At 64.6% G+C, this 15,326-nt stretch carries 13 protein-coding genes; 4 read left to right on the top strand and 9 right to left on the bottom strand.

Features of this window, described 5'->3' with window-relative positions; all coding sequences use genetic code 11:
- Positions 1–37: 37 nt before the first annotated feature.
- The 3 genes from UB43_RS04905 to UB43_RS04915 all read right to left on the bottom strand — a co-directional run bounded on the left by UB43_RS04905 (position 38) and on the right by UB43_RS04915 (position 3,297).
- On the bottom strand, positions 38–1,351 hold the full coding sequence (locus tag UB43_RS04905; RefSeq protein WP_045209164.1) for an FAD-binding oxidoreductase: 1,314 nt from the start codon (positions 1,349–1,351) through the stop codon (positions 38–40).
- Positions 1,352–1,571: 220 nt separating this feature from the next.
- On the bottom strand, positions 1,572–2,936 hold the full coding sequence (locus tag UB43_RS04910; protein ID WP_045209167.1) for a glutamine synthetase family protein: 1,365 nt from the start codon (positions 2,934–2,936) through the stop codon (positions 1,572–1,574).
- Between the two features lie 172 nt (positions 2,937–3,108).
- Positions 3,109–3,297 (bottom strand): hypothetical protein, encoded by a 189-nt coding sequence (locus UB43_RS04915; RefSeq protein WP_045209169.1) that lies wholly within the window; start codon positions 3,295–3,297, stop codon positions 3,109–3,111.
- Between the two features lie 232 nt (positions 3,298–3,529).
- Here UB43_RS04915 and UB43_RS04920 point away from each other — a divergent pair, with 232 nt between their 5' ends.
- Together UB43_RS04920 and UB43_RS04925 are read left to right on the top strand one after the other, a co-directional pair.
- Positions 3,530–3,799, top strand: a complete 270-nt coding sequence (locus UB43_RS04920) for a MoaD/ThiS family protein (protein ID WP_045209170.1) — start codon at positions 3,530–3,532, stop codon at positions 3,797–3,799.
- 28 nt (positions 3,800–3,827) lie between these two features.
- Positions 3,828–4,931, top strand: a complete 1,104-nt coding sequence (locus UB43_RS04925) for a sialidase (RefSeq protein ID WP_045209171.1) — start codon at positions 3,828–3,830, stop codon at positions 4,929–4,931.
- Here UB43_RS04925 and UB43_RS29500 read toward each other — a convergent pair.
- Both UB43_RS29500 and UB43_RS04930 read right to left on the bottom strand, forming a co-directional pair.
- Positions 4,910–5,053 (bottom strand): hypothetical protein, encoded by a 144-nt coding sequence (locus tag UB43_RS29500; protein WP_156160346.1) that lies wholly within the window; start codon positions 5,051–5,053, stop codon positions 4,910–4,912. The genes UB43_RS04925 and UB43_RS29500 overlap by 22 nt on opposite strands.
- Before the next feature lie 23 nt (positions 5,054–5,076).
- Positions 5,077–6,657, bottom strand: a complete 1,581-nt coding sequence (locus UB43_RS04930) for a RimK family protein (RefSeq protein ID WP_045209172.1) — start codon at positions 6,655–6,657, stop codon at positions 5,077–5,079.
- Positions 6,658–6,750: 93 nt separating this feature from the next.
- Between UB43_RS04930 and UB43_RS04935 the strand changes: the two genes are divergently transcribed.
- Together UB43_RS04935 and UB43_RS04940 are read left to right on the top strand one after the other, a co-directional pair.
- Positions 6,751–7,230, top strand: a complete 480-nt coding sequence (locus tag UB43_RS04935) for an N-acetyltransferase (protein ID WP_045209174.1) — start codon at positions 6,751–6,753, stop codon at positions 7,228–7,230.
- Positions 7,227–8,090, top strand: a complete 864-nt coding sequence (locus UB43_RS04940; protein ID WP_045209175.1) for an MBL fold metallo-hydrolase — start codon at positions 7,227–7,229, stop codon at positions 8,088–8,090. Before UB43_RS04935 ends, UB43_RS04940 begins: the two co-directional genes overlap by 4 nt.
- 92 nt (positions 8,091–8,182) lie before the next feature.
- Here the strand turns inward: UB43_RS04940 and aceF are convergent, their stop codons facing one another.
- From aceF to UB43_RS04960, 4 genes are all read right to left on the bottom strand, one after another.
- Positions 8,183–9,778, bottom strand: a complete 1,596-nt coding sequence (aceF, locus tag UB43_RS04945) for a dihydrolipoyllysine-residue acetyltransferase (protein WP_045209176.1) — start codon at positions 9,776–9,778, stop codon at positions 8,183–8,185.
- A gap of 11 nt (positions 9,779–9,789) precedes the next feature.
- Entirely contained in the window at positions 9,790–12,438 is a 2,649-nt protein-coding gene (aceE, locus tag UB43_RS04950; RefSeq protein ID WP_045209178.1) for a pyruvate dehydrogenase (acetyl-transferring), homodimeric type, read from the bottom strand.
- A gap of 270 nt (positions 12,439–12,708) precedes the next feature.
- The gene (locus UB43_RS28785) at positions 12,709–13,878 is read right to left on the bottom strand and encodes an acyltransferase (protein WP_177329772.1); all 1,170 of its coding nucleotides are present in this window, start codon (positions 13,876–13,878) and stop codon (positions 12,709–12,711) included.
- Positions 13,879–14,052: 174 nt separating this feature from the next.
- Positions 14,053–15,024, bottom strand: a complete 972-nt coding sequence (locus UB43_RS04960) for a sensor domain-containing diguanylate cyclase (protein ID WP_045209180.1) — start codon at positions 15,022–15,024, stop codon at positions 14,053–14,055.
- Positions 15,025–15,326: the final 302 nt, after the last annotated feature.

A 15,326-nucleotide genomic window follows, 5' to 3' on the forward strand; every position in this document is an offset into this window, starting at 1 on the left:
CCCGCTCCTACAAGGGAGCGCCGGATTCAGGTGCGTATCAGCGCAGCTTCTCCATCATCTGGTAGTACCACATGCCCGCCGCCAGCATCGGGTTGCCGAACACGTCGCCCATGGGCACGCGGATGTGCTTGCACTGGGCGAAGGTGTCGAACTTCTCCAGGTCGCCGGTCATCGCCGTGGCCATGATCTCGCCCATGATGTGGGTGGTCGCCACGCCGTGGCCGGAGTAGCCCTGGCAGTACCAGACGTTCTCCGACAGCTTGCCCAGCTGCGGGATGCGGTTCATCACGATGCCCATGGCGCAGCTCCACTGGAACTCGATGTCCACGCCCTTTAGCGCCGGGAAGGTGCGCTCGATGCACGGGCGCAGTTCGCCGGCGATGTCTCGGGAGTCGCGGCCCGAGTAGTTGGCGCCGCCGCCGAACAGCAGGCGGCCGTCGCCGGTCATGCGGTAGTAGTCGAGCACGAAGCGGCAGTCGTAGACGGCCAGGTCCTGCGGGTTGATGCGCTTGGCCAGTTCGCCCAGCGGCTTGGTGGTGACGATGCCGCCCATGGCCGGGAAGATCATGCCCTTGAGCTGCTTGCGCTCCAGCTTGTGGTAGACGTCGCCGGCCAGCATCACCTGCGCGGCGTTGATCCGCCCGCCGGAGGTAACCACCGCCGGGCGCGGGCCGTGGACGATGTCCAGCACTTCGGAGTGCTCGAAGATCAGCGCGCCCAGGCTGGCGGCGGCCTTGGCCTCGCCGATGCACAGGTTGAGCGGGTGCAGGTGCATGTTGCGGGTGTTCTTGATCGCGCCGCAGTAGAGGTCGCTTTCCAGGTGCGCGCGCACGCCGGCGCCGTCCAGCAGGCTGATCTCGTCGCCCATGCCACGGCGCTTGGCGTCATCGAAGGTGGCCTTCAGTTCGTCCATGTGCGACTGCTTCATCGCCGCATGCAGGTGGCCGAACTTCAGGTCGCACTGGATGCCGTATTTCTCCACGCGGCTCTTGATGATCTCGTGGCCGCGCCAGCGCAGGTGCCAGATGAAATCGTCGACGTCGTCGCCGAGCCACTGGCGCATCTGTTTCTCCATGGCAGAGTCGCCGGAGAGGCTGCCGGTGACCTGTCCGCCGTTGCGCCCGCTGGCGCCCCAGCCGACCTTGTTGGTCTCGACGATGGCGACTTTGTAGCCGCGCTCGGCCAGCTCCACGGCAGTGGCAACACCGGTGAAGCCGCCGCCGATGATGGCGATGTCGACGTTCACCTCGCCCTGCAGCGTGGGGTAGCCGGTTTCTTCGTTGAGGCTCGCGGAGTAATAGGACTTCGCGCGCTCGGGGGCGGGAGTGGCGGGGTTCAGTGCAGCGTTCATTTTTGTGTTTCCCTTGTTGTTCCTTTCCCTCTCCCTGGCCCTCTCCCTGAAGGGAGAGGGGACTGATCGGAGCGGGACTTCAAATCGTCGTTTGCCGGCAGTTTCGTTGCGTCGAGTGACGCATTTCTTCTCGCGGCACGGATACCCCCTCTCCCTTCATGGGGGGGACGCCCAGTCAGAGGGCCGGGGAGAGGGGCTTGCAAGCAGTTGCACGATGCTTTCACGCCTGCGTCAGATACCAGCGCCAGTCCTGCTCGCCGACCTCGCCCATGAACTGGCGGTACTCGGCCTGCTTGACCTTCAGGTAGACGCCGAGGAATTCGTGCCCCAGCGCATCGCGCGCCCAGCTGGAGCGCTCCAGCGCGCGCAGCGAGGTGAGCCAGTCGGTGGGCAGCAGTTCCTTGGCCTGGGCGTAGCCGTTGCCTTCCACCGGTGCGCCCGGATCGATCTCCTCGCGGATGCCGCGATGGATGCCGGCGAGGATGGCTGCCGCGGCCAGGTAGGGGTTGGCGTCGGCGCCGCAGATACGGTGCTCCACATGGCGGGTGTTGGCCGGGCCGCCGGGCACGCGCAGGCTGACGGTGCGGTTGTCGCAGCCCCAGGTCGGCGCCAGCGGCGCGTAGCTGTTGGCCTGGAAGCGGCGGTAGGAGTTGGCGTTGGGGCAGAACAGCAGCAGCGAGTCGAGCAGGCTTTTCAGCATGCCGCCCACGGACTGGCGCAGCAGCGGAGTGCCGGCCGGGTCTTCGCTGGCATAGAGGTTGTTGCCGTCGGCGTCGGCCAGGGACACGTGCATGTGCATGCCGGTGCCAGCGAGGTCGTCGAACGGCTTGGCCATGAAGCAGGCCTGCATGCCGTGCTTGTGCGCCACGCCTTTCACCAGGCGCTTGTAGCGCACGGCCTGGTCCATGGCGAGCAGCGCGTCGCCGTGTTCCAGGGTGATTTCCACCTGGCCCGGCGCGTATTCGGAGATCGCCGTGCGCGCCGGGATGCCCTGGGCCTTGCACGCGGCATAGAGGTCGGCGAGGAAGGGTTCGATCTGCTCCAGCTCGCGCAGGCCGTAGACCTGCGTGGCGCGCGGGCGGCCGCCGTCGGCATCCAGTGCCGGTTGCGGGCGGCCGTTGGCGTCGCGCTTGGCGTCCAGCAGGTAGAACTCCAGCTCGCAGGCCATCACCGGGTGGTAGCCAGCGGCCTTGAGGCCGTCGATCACGTGGATCAGCACATGGCGCGGGTCAGCGATGTCCGCCGGCTTGCCTTCTTCGGGGTGCATGCTGACCTGCACCGCCGCCGTGGGAATCTGCCGCCAGGGCAGGCGCACCAGGCTGCCGGCCAGCGGGTAGGCGCGGCAGTCGATATCGCCGACATCCCAGACCAGCCCGGAATCCTCCACATCCTCGCCGTGCAGGGTGAGGCCGAGGATGGTGCTGGGCAGCGGCCGGCCGGACTGGTACACGGCGAGCAGCTCCTCGCGGTGCAGCAGCTTGCCGCGCGGCACGCCGTTGGCGTCGAGGATGAACAGCTCGACCATCTCGATATCGGGGTTCTGGGCCAGGAAATACTGGGCTTCTTGCACGGAGGCGAAATTCATGGGGCTCTCGTTAGCATCCACGCGGATGCGCTGACGACCTGCAGGCCAGGGCCGCGCCGACGGGCACGGGATTGAAGGCAGGCAAGCGATGCAACGGGCTACGTCTTGTTCTGAAGGCGCGCAGGCCTTGAGTGAGCGTAGTTCCGTCGGGCGAAGTCGGGCGGGTGCCCGGTCAGCGAGAGGCGCTATCCGGCGGGCGCGCGTGGCGGCAATGCCAGAGCGCCCAGAAGGCCAGTTCCAGAGGCAGGGTCAGCGGTTGCAGTTCGAGCCAGCGGGCATGTTTGCGCGGCAGGCGGACAGCGCTGCCGGCCTTGCGGGCGGCGACGGGTTCCAGCGGTGCGGGCGAAACGAGCAGGTGCATGTCGAAGGATTTGGCTGACGATTTCCGCAGACTCGCACGGCGTATGGGTTTGTTAAATGTGATTTTCACGACGTTTGGTTTCGTTTTATCGAAACTGAATGCCGGGGAAGGACCGCCGCGAAGGCCGTTCCAGAGCCGCTCCCGCGGCCATCGCGCATCCCGTCGAAGCGCTCGGAACACCCGTCGCACCTGCCCTAGACTGGTGCAGTCAGCGCCCGTTGCGAGTTCGCCCATGTGCCGTATCGCCTTCGCCCCGTCGATCCAGCGTCACGTCCCCCTCGAGGAGCGTGAGCTGACGGCGGACACGTTGTCCGGCGCGCTGGAAGCGGTATTTGTCGAAGCGCCGAAACTGCGCGGCTACCTGCTCGACGACCAGGGCGGGCTGCGCCGGCACCTGACGATCTTCATCGACGGATTGCGCCTGCGTGACCGCGCCCGCCTCAGCGATGCGCTGGCGGCGGACAGCGAGGTCTACGTGGTCCAGGCATTGAGCGGCGGTTGAAGACCAAGCGGCCTTTCAGGAGAGCAGGATGGATGATCGATTGCTGGTGGCGACCCGCAAAGGGTTGTTCACCTTCCAGCGCGGCGCGGACGGCTGGCAGGAGACCTGTCGGGAGTTCATCGGCGAACCGCTGAGCACGGTGCTCGCCGATCCGCGTGATGAAACCCTCTACGCCGCCCTCAACCTCGGGCACTTCGGCTGCAAGCTGTGGCGTCAGCGCTCCGGCGAGGACTGGCAGGAGATAGCCGTACCGACCTATCCGCCGCAACCCGATCCGCTGCCCGAGCCAAAGCAAGGTGAAGCACCGCCCGCGCCCTGGACCCTGCAACAGATCTGGTGCCTGGAAACCGGTGGAGCCGCCGAACCCGGCGTGCTCTGGGCCGGCACCATTCCCGGCGGCCTGTTCCGCAGCAACGACGGCGGCAACAGCTGGGAGCTCAATCGCCCGCTCTGGGATGTGCCCGAGCGCTCGCGCTGGATGGGCGGCGGCTATGACTGGCCGGGCATCCACTCGGTCAGCGTCGACCCGCGTGACAGCCAGCACCTGACTGTTGCCGTGTCCTGCGGAGGCGTTTGGCAGAGTGACGATGGCGGGGCCAGCTGGCGCCTCACCACCAGCGGCATGTACGCCGACTACATGCCGCCGGAGCTGCGCGAGGAGGGCGCCATCCAGGACCCGCACCGCCTGGTCCAGTGCCCCGCGCAGCCGCAGCGCCTGTGGGTGCAGCACCACAACGGCATCTTCACCTCCACCGACGGTGGCGAGCGCTGGAGCGACGTGCAGGTCAAGCCGTCGAGCTTCGGTTTCGCCGTCGCCGTCCACCCGACCCAGCCGGACACCGCCTGGTTCGTTCCCGCCGTGAAGGACGTCTGCCGGATTCCGGTGGATGCCCGCTTCGTCGTCACCCGCACCCGCGACGGCGGTGCCAGTTTCGAGGTGCTCGACAGTGGCTTGCCGCAGGGCGCCGCCTTCGACCTGGTGTATCGCCACGGCCTGGCGGTGGATGACGATGGCGTGTGCCTGGCGATGGGCTCCACCACCGGCGGCCTGTGGCTGTCGGAGAACGGTGGGGACCACTGGCAATGCCTGTCCGCCAACCTGCCGCCGATCTACTGTGTGCGCTTTGGCTGAGCCTTGCGCCTGGCCTGTTCGCGTACCTCGCGTGGCTTCATGCGGTGGTCGAAATAGTTGATCGCGGTGCCGAACACGACGATGGCGATCAGGATGGTCAGGCCGATATGCGTGGCTTCCATGGGCTTCTCCCTGGGCGGTGCGCTCAGAGCGCCTGCCCGCGGCGCTTGAGCTCCAGGCGGCGGATGAATTCCTCCAGCACCCGGCGGTAGAGGTCGTCCTTGAGGCAGGCATCCTCGATGCCGGCGTCGAGGTTGGGGTTGTCGTTCACTTCGATGACCACCACTTCGCCGTCCACCTCCTTCAGGTCGACGCCGTAAAGGCCGTCGCCGATCAGGTTGGCGGTCTTCAGTGCCAGCTCCACGGCGGCGGGCGGCGCGCTTTCCACCGGCAGCGTGCGGCACTCGCCGATCACCTCGCCGTCGGCCTTGTGCTGGACGATCTGCCAGTGCCCGCGGGACATGAAGTACTGGCAGGCGAACAGCGGTTGGCGGTTGAGGATGCCGATGCGCCAGTCGAACTCGGTGTAGAGGTACTCCTGGGCGAGCAGCAGCACCGAGTGCCCGAACAGCTCGGCGCTCACGCTGTGCAGTTGCTGGGCGTCCTCGACCTTGTAGACGCCACGGGAGAAGCAGCCGTCGGGGATCTTCAGCACCAGCGGGAAGCCCAGCCGCGCACCGACGCGCTCCAGTTCCTGCGGGTTGTCCTTGTAGAGGATTTCCGTGGCCGGCATGCCCAGGCCGTGGCTGCGCAGCAGGTCGGTGAGATAGACCTTGTTGGTGCAGCGCAGGATCGACGCCGGGTCGTCCATCACGATCAGCCCCTCACTCTCGGCCTTCTTGGCGAAGCGATAGGTGTGGTCGTCAACGCTGGTGGTCTCGCGGATCAGCAGCGCGTCGAACTCGGCCAGCCGCGCGTAGTCCTTCTTTTCGATCAGCTCGACGTCGATGCCCAGTTGCCGGCCGACCCGGACGAAGCCTTCCAGGGCGCCGGCATTCGAGGGCGGCAGGCTTTCCGCCGGGTTGTGCAGGATGGCCAGGTCGTAGCGCGCCAGGCGCCGCGAATTGGGCTGGCGCCAGACGCGCCGGCTGAAGCGGTCGAGGGCGTCGGCGAACTGGTCCTCCTGGTTATCGCGCAGCTTGTGCAGCGCGCCGGGGCGGATTCCCGCGATGTGCCAGGCGTCGGTGCGGCGGAAGTCCACCAGCAGGATGGGGCAGGGGAATGCCTCGAACAGTTGGCGGGCGAGGGGCTGCAGCGGCTCAAGGTCGGTATGGCCGAAATACAGGCGCAGGGTGAAGCCGTCGGTGCTGGCGCAGGGATGCTGGGCGAGGGCTTTTTCCAGGGATCTTTCCAGGCCGTCCAGGGCCAGGCCGTAGAGGGATTTCTTCGCCAGTTCGCTGATGGTGCGTACCGACGGAATCACCTTGTGGCCCCGCGCTTCGGCCAATAGTGAACAGTAATAACCGTGGCCAAGATATTTATAGTGGCGGCACAGGTTGATGACCTGGAAGCGCTTTCCCGATTCGAACTGGTGCGAGCCTTCCAGATACTCGCGGGCGCTCAGCATATCTTCGCTGGGAATATAGGACGCCCAGTCTTCCTTGCGCTCGACGATGATCAGAACCTGGCTGGCCCTGGCTGAAGGAGGCTGCGCAGAGGTGTTGGTAACGACATGCAGGGAACTTGCGCTGAACTTTTCATGGAAGTTAGTGTGTAGCGAAGACATTGTTCACGGACCTGTCTGAAAGTTGCCGTGTGTCTATTAAGCAGTAACTTCAGGAAATGTCCCGGTTCATTACGAAAGTTTTACGGAGTGCCCATGTCGCTGTTATATCGCCTTGCCGCGCCGACCGATTTGGCAAACTTGCGGGAGCTGGAAGAAGCGTGTTTCGAGCAGGAGCGCATCAGTGGCCGCAGCTTTCGCCGGCTGATCGGAACACCCAGCGCCATCCTGCTGGTCGCCGACCGTGATGGCGAGTTGCTGGGCTACGCGTTGCTCCTGCTGAGACGGGGCTCGGACATCGCCCGCCTATACTCCCTGGCGATTTCCCGGCAAGCGCGAGGGCAGGGCCTTGGCGGTGCGCTGCTGGAGCGGTGCGAAGAGCAGGCCAGGGCGCGCGGTTGCCGGCGCCTGCGCCTGGAGGTGCGCATCGACAACGCCAGCGCCATTGGCCTATACGAGCGCAGCGGCTACGTCCGCTTTGCCCGCAGCGCCGGCTTCTACGAAGACGGCAGCGATGCCTGGCGCTACGAGAAACCGCTCGGCGCCTCGGCCCCGACAGCAAGGAACCCGGCATGACCGCCCGCATCCAGCACTTCTTCGATACCGCCACGTCCACCTACAGCTACGTGGTCGCCGACCCCGCCACGGGCCGTTGCGCCATTGTCGACCCGGTGCTGGACTATGACGCCGCTGCGGGCCGGGTCGGCCATGACAGCGCCCGGCGCATCGCGGCCTACGTGCGCGAGCAGGGGCTGACGGTGGAGTGGCTGCTGGAAACGCACCTGCATGCGGACCACCTGTCCGCATCGGCCTGGCTCAAGGGTGAATTGGGCGGACGCCTGGCCATCGGCTCCAGCATTGCCCAGGTGCAGCGCACCTTTGCCGGGCTGTTCAACCTGGGCGAAGACTTCCCTTGCGACGGCAGCCAGTTCGACCACCTGTTCGCGGACGGGGAGGCCTTCACCATCGGCAGCCTGCACGCCGAAGCCCTGCACACTCCCGGCCACACGCCGGCCTGCATGACCTACCTTGTCGGCGATGCGGCCTTCGTCGGCGACACGCTGTTCATGCCTGACTACGGCACCGCCCGCTGCGACTTCCCCGGCGGCGATGCGCGGCAGTTGTACCGTTCGATCCAGCGGCTGTTCGCGCTGCCCGATTCGACCCGGCTGTTCCTCTGCCACGACTACCTGACGGAGGGGCGCGAGGAGCACCAGCACCAGACCACGGTCGAGCGCGAGCGCAGGGAAAACGTGCATGTCCACGACGGTATCAACGAGGATGCCTTCGTCGCCATGCGCGTGGCCCGCGATGCGACGCTGAACGCCCCGGCGCTGATCTGGCCGTCGATCCAGGTGAACATGCGCGGCGGGGTGCTGCCGGAGGCCGAGGCCAACGGCGTGCGCTACCTGCGGATTCCGCTGGATCGGATGTGACAGGTTCGCGAGCAAGCTCGCTCCTACAGGAAGCGCATCCGACCCGCTCTTCGTAGGAGCGAGCTTGCTCGCGAACAGCGCCGGGAAGGGCGCTATAGCAACAAACTGCGAATATCCCCCAGCACTTCGCCCAGCCGCCGGGTGAACCGCGCCGCCGCGGCACCGTTGATCACCCGGTGGTCGTAGGACAGCGACAACGGCAGCATCAGCCGTGGCTGGAAGGCCTTGCCGTCCCACTCCGGCTGGATGGTCGCCTTGCTTACGCCGAGGATCGCCACTTCCGGCGCGTTGACGATGGGCGTGAAGCCCGTGCCGCCGATGTGCCCGAGGCTGGAAATAGTGAAGCAGGCGCCCTGCATGGCGTCGGCGGAGAGCTTCTTGGTGCGCGCCTTCTCCGCCAGTTCGGCAGCTTCCAGCGCCAACTGCAGCAATCCCTTCTGGTCGACGTCGCGGATCACCGGCACCAGCAGGCCGTCCGGCGTGTCCACGGCGAAGCCGATATGCACGTACTGCTTGCGGATCAGCGCCTTGCCGCTGGGGGCGAGGGAGCTGTTGAAGTCCGGCAGCTCGCGCAGCAGGTGGGCGCAGGCCTTGAGCAGGATCGGCAGGATGGTCAGCTTGGTCCCGGCCTTTTCCGCCGCCGCCTTCTGCGCGATGCGGAAGGCCTCCGCCTCGGTGATGTCGGCGGACTCGAACTGCGTCACGTGGGGCACGTTCAGCCAGCTGCGGTGCAGGTTGCTGGCGCCGACCTGCATCAGGCGGGTCATGGCCACTTCTTCCACGTCACCGAACTTGCTGAAGTCGATTTCCGGGATCGGCGGAATCCCCGCGCCGCCGGTCGCTCCTGCAGAGGCGCCAGACTTGCTCCGTTGCAGTTGCTCCTTGACGAACTGCTGCACGTCCTCCTTGAGGATGCGGCCCTTGGGTCCGGTGCCGGTAACCTGCGCCAGGTCGACGCCGAACTCGCGGGCAACCATGCGCACGGCTGGGCCGGCATGCACCTTGGTGCCGTCGCGGCTCGGCGCGCCCACCGGAGCGACGTCCGGCGCCTTGGGTGATTCGGCTTGCGCCGCTGGCGCAGCGGCTGGCTTTTCTGCGGCCGCGGCAGCCGGAATTGCGCCCGCGACTTCCAGGTCGAGTATCTCGTCGCCTTCCTTGAGCGTATCGCCGATCTTCACCTTGATGGCTTTCACCACGCCGGCCCTGGGCGCGGGAATCTCCATGCTGGCCTTGTCGGATTCCAGCGTCAGCAGGCTCTGGTCGGCCGCGATGCTGTCGCCGACCTTGACCATGAGCTCAATGATCTCGCCCTGGCCGTTGCCGATATCCGGCACCTTGATGGTTTCCACGCCACCGCCGCCGGAAGGCGCAGGTTGCGGCGCAGGCGCGGCGGCGGGCTGGGGTTCCTTGGCGGCGGGTTCGGCTGGCTCCTCGGCCTTGGCTTGGGCGGTGCCACCCTCGGCTTCCAGTTCGAGGATTTCATCGCCTTCCTTGAGGGTGTCGCCGACCTTCACCCTGATGGCTGTCACCACGCCGGCTTTTGGCGCGGGAATCTCCATGCTGGCCTTGTCGGATTCCAGCGTCAGCAGGCTTTGCTCGGCCTCGATGCGGTCGCCGACCTTGACCAGCAGTTCGATGACTTCGCCCTCGCCGTTGCCGATGTCGGGTACGCGAATGGTCTCGCTCACGGTGCCTCTCCTCAGCAATTCAGCGGGTTGGGTTTTTCCGGGTCGAGGCCGAATCTGGCAATGGCCTCGGCCACCACCTTCGGCTCGATGTCGCCGCGATCGGCCAGGGCTTCCAGCGCGGCGAGCACCACCCAGTGGCGGTCCACCTCGAAGAAGTGGCGCAGCCTGGCGCGGGTGTCGCTACGGCCGAAGCCGTCAGTGCCCAGCACCTTGTATTCCTTGGTCGGCACCCACTGGCGAATCTGGTCGGCGTAGACCTTCATGTAGTCGGTGGACGCCACCACTGGCCCGCGCCGTCCGCCCAGGCACTGCTCGATGTAGCTGGGCCGCGGCTTCTGCCCCGGATGCAGGCGGTTCCAGCGCTCCACCGAGAGGCCGTCGCGGCGCAGCTCATTGAAGCTGGGCACCGACCAGACGTCTGCGCCAATGCCGAAGTCTTCACGCAGTATCCGCGCAGCGGCTTCGACCTCGCGCAGGATGGTGCCCGAGCCGAGCAACTGCACATGGTGCGCGGCGGCGCGCTTGTCCTCGTCGAGCAGGTACATGCCCTTGATGATGCCTTCCTCGGCGCCCTTGGGCAGCGGCGGGTGAGGGTAGTTCTCGTTCATCACGGTGATGTAGTAGAAGACCTCCTGCTGCTCCTCCATCATCTGCCGCACGCCTTCCTGGATGATCACCGCCAGCTCGTAGGAGTAGGTCGGGTCGTAGGTGCGGCAGTTGGGGATCACCGATGCCAGCACGTGGCTATGGCCGTCCTCGTGCTGCAGGCCTTCGCCGTTGAGCGTGGTGCGCCCGGCGGTACCGCCCAGCAGGAAGCCGCGCGTGAGGCTGTCGCCGGCCGCCCAGGCCAGGTCGCCGATGCGCTGGAAGCCGAACATCGAATAGAAGATGTAGAACGGCAGCATCGGCTGGCGGTAGTTGCTGTAGGCGGTGCCGGCGGCGATGAAGGACGACATGGCACCGGCCTCGGTGATGCCTTCCTCGAGGATCTGGCCCTTCTTGTCCTCGCGATAGAACATCAGCTGTTCCTTGTCGACCGGCTCGTACAGCTGGCCCACCGAGGAGTAGATGCCGAGCTGGCGGAACATGCCTTCCATGCCGAAGGTGCGCGCCTCGTCGGGAATGATCGGCACGATGCGCTGGCCCAGCTCCTTGTCCTTGACCAGCTGCGAGATGATCCGCACGAAGGCCATGGTGGTGGAAATCTCCCGGTCGCCAGAGCCGTCGAGCAGCGCCTTGAGCGTCTCCAGCGGCGGCGCCGGAATGCGCTGGCTGTTGCCGTGGCGGTGGGGCATGAAGCCGCCCAGGGAAGCGCGGCGCTCCTTCAGGTAGCGCGCCTCGGCGCTGCCTTGGTCGGGGCGGTAGAAGGGCAGCTTGGCCAGGTCCGCGTCCTTGATCGGGATATCGAAGCGGTCCCGGAAGGCACGCAGGCTGTCCACGTCGATCTCGTGGATGTTGTGGGCGATGTTCTTCGCCTCGCCAGTGCCGGTGCCGTAGCCCTTGATGGTCTTGGCCAGCACCACGCTGGGCTGGCCGCTGTGGTTCACCGCCGCGTGGTAGGCGGCGTAGACCTTGTAGGGATCGTGGCCGCCGCGGTTGAGTTTCCAGATTTCCTCGTCGGAGAGGTCCTTGACCATCTCCAGCAATTCCGGCCGTGTGCCGAAGAAGTGTTCGCGGACGAACGCACCGTCCTTGGCTTTGTAGTTCTGGTAGTCGCCGTCCACCGCCTCGTCCATCCGCGCCTGCAGCAGGCCGGCGGTGTCCTTGGCGAACAGCGGATCCCAGAAGCGGCCCCAGATCACCTTGATCACGTTCCAGTTGGCGCCGCGGAACACCCCTTCCAGCTCCTGGATGATCTTGCCGTTGCCGCGCACCGGGCCGTCCAGGCGCTGCAGGTTGCAGTTCACCACGAAGATCAGGTTGTCGAGCTTCTCGCGCCCGGCCAGGGAGATCGCGCCGAGGGATTCCGGCTCGTCGGTCTCGCCGTCCCCCAGGAAGCACCAGACCTTCTGCTTGCCGGCGGGAATGAACCCGCGGCTTTCCAGGTACTTCATGAACCGCGCCTGGTAGATCGCCTGGATCGGTCCGAGGCCCATGGAGACGGTCGGGAACTGCCAGAACTTCGGCATCAGGCGGGGGTGCGGGTAGGAGGAAATACCCTTGCCGTCCACCTCCTGGCGGAAGTTCTCCAGTTGCTCGTCGGTGAGCAGCCCCTCGATGTAGGCGCGGGCGTAGAACCCCGGCGAGGCATGGCCCTGGAAGTAGATCAGGTCGCCGGCGTGTTCCTCGGTGGGGCCATTGAAGAAGTAGTTGAAGCCGATGTCGTAGAGGGTCGCCGAGGAAGCGAAGGTGGAGATGTGCCCGCCCAGCGACGGGTCCTTGTGGTTGGCGCGCATCACCATGGCCAGCGCGTTCCAGCGCACCAGCGAACGGATGCGCCGCTCCATGAACAGGTCGCCCGGCATGCGGGCCTCATGGCCCACCGGGATGGTGTTGCGGTAGGGCGTGGTGATGGCGTAGGGCAGTTGCGTGCCGGTTCGGCTGGCCAGCTCGCCGAGGCGAGTCATCAGGTAGTGGGCGCGCTCTTCGCCTTCTTTTTCCAGTACGGATTCCAGCGCGTCCAGCCATTCCTGGGTTTCGACGGGGTCGATATCGTGCATGGTCAGGGGTCCTGGTTACGGGGTCGGCTCTACGCAATGCCGGCTCCGGGCCAGGTGATCCATCGGTTTGGCGCAGTGGGCGGCAACCCTCGTGAGGCCGCCGCGCTGCCGCCGGCACGCGCGTGTGGCTATAGAGCTTAGTCAGCTCTGGCGCGACTGCCGGGCAGTCGAAGAGTCAGCGCGTCGCTTGGCGACTATTGGACGTGCTGATTCTTCCGCTGTAAAAAACGCTGATTTTCAGGAATTGGCCGTTCTTGTCTGTAAGTCGCCTCAAGCGGTCGCGATACTCCTGCGTGAGGCCCTTTGCTTTCTGTTCACATAGTCGATGGCAGGTTGCTCTATGAATATGTGAACGAGATAACTGGCTCCGATCACCATCATTAAGTATGACAAGACGGCGGACCAGCTGGTGAGGTCCATATTCTCCTTGACGAATTTCACGAAGATGGGATGTACCAGGTAAACTGCAAAGGAAATTCTACCTAGGAAGTCACCGACCCTATTGTTGGTCATGTGGTAAATGATTCCTGCTTGACTGGCAAGGGAGTAGATCAGGACGGTGAAAATGAACGGTGCAATGAAGGAGTCCCGGCCAATCCACGTGGTTTTTGCAAAAAGATAAAGCCCGGCGCCAATAACTACGATCTGGATGATTGATTCGCTTAGTTCGGAAATCTCCGTAGAGCGGACATGAATTGCCACGGCGGCACCCAGGCAGAAACCAACCAGGCAGCGAATGAATCCGAAAGGAATTCCATTGTTCCATAATTGGTAGTGGGCATTCATTTGCGCTGGCGAAGTTCTACTGATGAGCACGACCAACCACAGGGATATCAGGATCAAACATGACAGCAACACGCCAGAGTGCCTATCCTTCAATGCATGAATCAAGGCGAAGAAGATCATTCCAAGCCAGAATTCTGCGGAAATGCTCCAGCCCACCCCCATTGGCTCGAATGTATAGTTTCCGCCGCCACCAAATGGGAAGAGTTGTGTAAGAGTTGTGATTCTGAATAGATCCAGCCCGCTTGGATAAGGGATGTTTTTGGTGATCTTTAGAATTACGAAGTGTACGAAAGCTACAAACAGGAAAGTGGGAAAAATGCGGTAGAAGCGCTTTTCTGTAAAGTTGACGAACCAGTTGGAGTCGGATCGTTTGTCGGCGAGAACTGATTTAGTAAGGACGAATCCGCTCAGGATAAAGAAGAAGTCCACCGCCAGAATAAAGGAGGATGGCACTATATTCCTTATCCCATTCCAGTGATAAAAGTGCCCCAGTGCAACCGCAATTGCGAATGCCCCTCGGAAAAAATCCAAGGATAGGTTTCGCGTCATCCCTGCCACCACAATCTCCCCAAATGAAAAAGCCGCGATTCTATCAAGGTTGATGTCAGTTAGCCATTGCTCTGGCTCTCGCCGGTTCAAGAGGGCACCCTGCAAGCAGTTTGGACTCCGGCGTAGTCGATATGGCCCAGCCGTGGTTGTATAGCGATTGATTGCCGTGTCCGGGACAGACGTTTTGAACGTCTCCGTAATATGCGCAGCGAGCATTGGGTGTGGCGAGGTCCGGAATGAAGACTCGCCGGACTGTCGGAGCGGAAATTCTCGGGGCGCTCAGGACACTGCATCGCGCCGCAAATCATCCCCGCGGTTCCACTGCGCTGCCACCAGCCGGTCGCGTCCGGCCTGCTTGGCCTGGTAGAGCAGGCGATCCACCGCCGCGACGAAGTCCAGCGGACGGTCGCTGGAGGAGGGCACGGCGGTGCCGACGCCCAGGCTGATGGTCAGCAGGTCGGAGACGGCAGACTTCACGTGGGCGATGCGCTGCTCGCGCAGCACGCTGCGGCACCGCTCGGCGATCTGCCGCGCGGCCTCGCTGTCGGTCTCCGGCAGCACCAGCACGAACTCCTCGCCACCGAAGCGCGCAATGAAGTCCCTGGGCCGATGCAACGCGCCGGCCAGCGCCTTGCCGACGATGCGCAGGCAGTCATCGCCCTGGATATGTCCGTAGTGATCGTTGAACTGCTTGAAGTAGTCGATATCCAGCAGCACCAGCGAAAGCGGCTGGCCGCTGCGCTGTGCGCTGCCCCATTCGGTGTCCAGCACCGAGTCGAACATGCGCCGGTTGGCCACGCCGGTCAGGCCGTCCTTGTACGAATACTCCTCCAGCTGGCGCTGCAGCATGATCAGCTGCTCTTCGGCGCGCTTGCGCTCGCTGATGTCGAACATGAAGCCGACCAGCGAATCCACCTCGCCGTTGTCGTCGCGCACCACGTGCACCACATCGCGGATCCACACGTAGTCACCGGAGGAGGTGAGGGCGCGGTAGTCCGCCTCGTGGTCGGTGCCCTCGCGGGACTGCGACACGCAGAAGTTCACCACCCGCTCGCGATCCTCCGGGTGCATGCGCTCGGCCCAGTCGTTGGCGCTGACCCAGCTGGCCTGGCTCCAGCCCAGAAGTTCTTCGATCTGCGGACCGATGTAGGCGAAGGTCATGGATCTCCAGTCGATCTTCCACGGGATGGCGCGGGTGGATTCGAGGAGGGTCTGGTAGACGGGATTTTCCGCGGAGGCGTCGTACGGCATGGCGGCGGCTCGGTGATGGCACAGTGCCTTGTTCTACCACAGCGCGATGACTTGAAACCGGCTGATTGCGCAACTTGGCGCGTCGAATGCGACGGGGCGACAGACGGTCATTTCCGAGAGAGACGGATTCTTCAGCAATTCATAACGGGTTCTTCACGAATCCGGCGATAGGGTTTGATCGCCCGCCATCTGACAACCCCGCAGTGCGATGGTCATCCCAGGGATGGGTCGGGCCTCCCTCCTTCGAAGTGGGAAACGGACGCGGACCCTCTTTCAGCTGCACGGCCTGAACCATGCCCATC

Origin of the sequence: Pseudomonas sp. 21, from assembly GCF_000955805.1 — a bacterium.
Classification (GTDB): Bacteria; Pseudomonadota; Gammaproteobacteria; order Pseudomonadales; family Pseudomonadaceae; genus Pseudomonas.

Excerpts from the sequence above, each read along its gene's own strand:
- UB43_RS04905 (WP_045209164.1), bottom strand. The coding sequence starts at position 1,351 with ATGAACGCTGCACTGAACCCCGCCACTCCCGCCCCCGAGCGCGCGAAG.
- UB43_RS04910 (WP_045209167.1), bottom strand. The coding sequence starts at position 2,936 with ATGAATTTCGCCTCCGTGCAAGAAGCCCAGTATTTCCTGGCCCAGAAC.
- UB43_RS04915 (WP_045209169.1), bottom strand. The coding sequence starts at position 3,297 with ATGCACCTGCTCGTTTCGCCCGCACCGCTGGAACCCGTCGCCGCCCGC.
- UB43_RS04920 (WP_045209170.1), top strand. The coding sequence starts at position 3,530 with ATGTGCCGTATCGCCTTCGCCCCGTCGATCCAGCGTCACGTCCCCCTC.
- UB43_RS04925 (WP_045209171.1), top strand. The coding sequence starts at position 3,828 with ATGGATGATCGATTGCTGGTGGCGACCCGCAAAGGGTTGTTCACCTTC.
- UB43_RS29500 (WP_156160346.1), bottom strand. The coding sequence starts at position 5,053 with ATGGAAGCCACGCATATCGGCCTGACCATCCTGATCGCCATCGTCGTG.
- UB43_RS04930 (WP_045209172.1), bottom strand. The coding sequence starts at position 6,657 with ATGTCTTCGCTACACACTAACTTCCATGAAAAGTTCAGCGCAAGTTCC.
- UB43_RS04935 (WP_045209174.1), top strand. The coding sequence starts at position 6,751 with ATGTCGCTGTTATATCGCCTTGCCGCGCCGACCGATTTGGCAAACTTG.
- UB43_RS04940 (WP_045209175.1), top strand. The coding sequence starts at position 7,227 with ATGACCGCCCGCATCCAGCACTTCTTCGATACCGCCACGTCCACCTAC.
- aceE (WP_045209178.1), bottom strand. The coding sequence starts at position 12,438 with ATGCACGATATCGACCCCGTCGAAACCCAGGAATGGCTGGACGCGCTG.
- UB43_RS04960 (WP_045209180.1), bottom strand. The coding sequence starts at position 15,024 with ATGCCGTACGACGCCTCCGCGGAAAATCCCGTCTACCAGACCCTCCTC.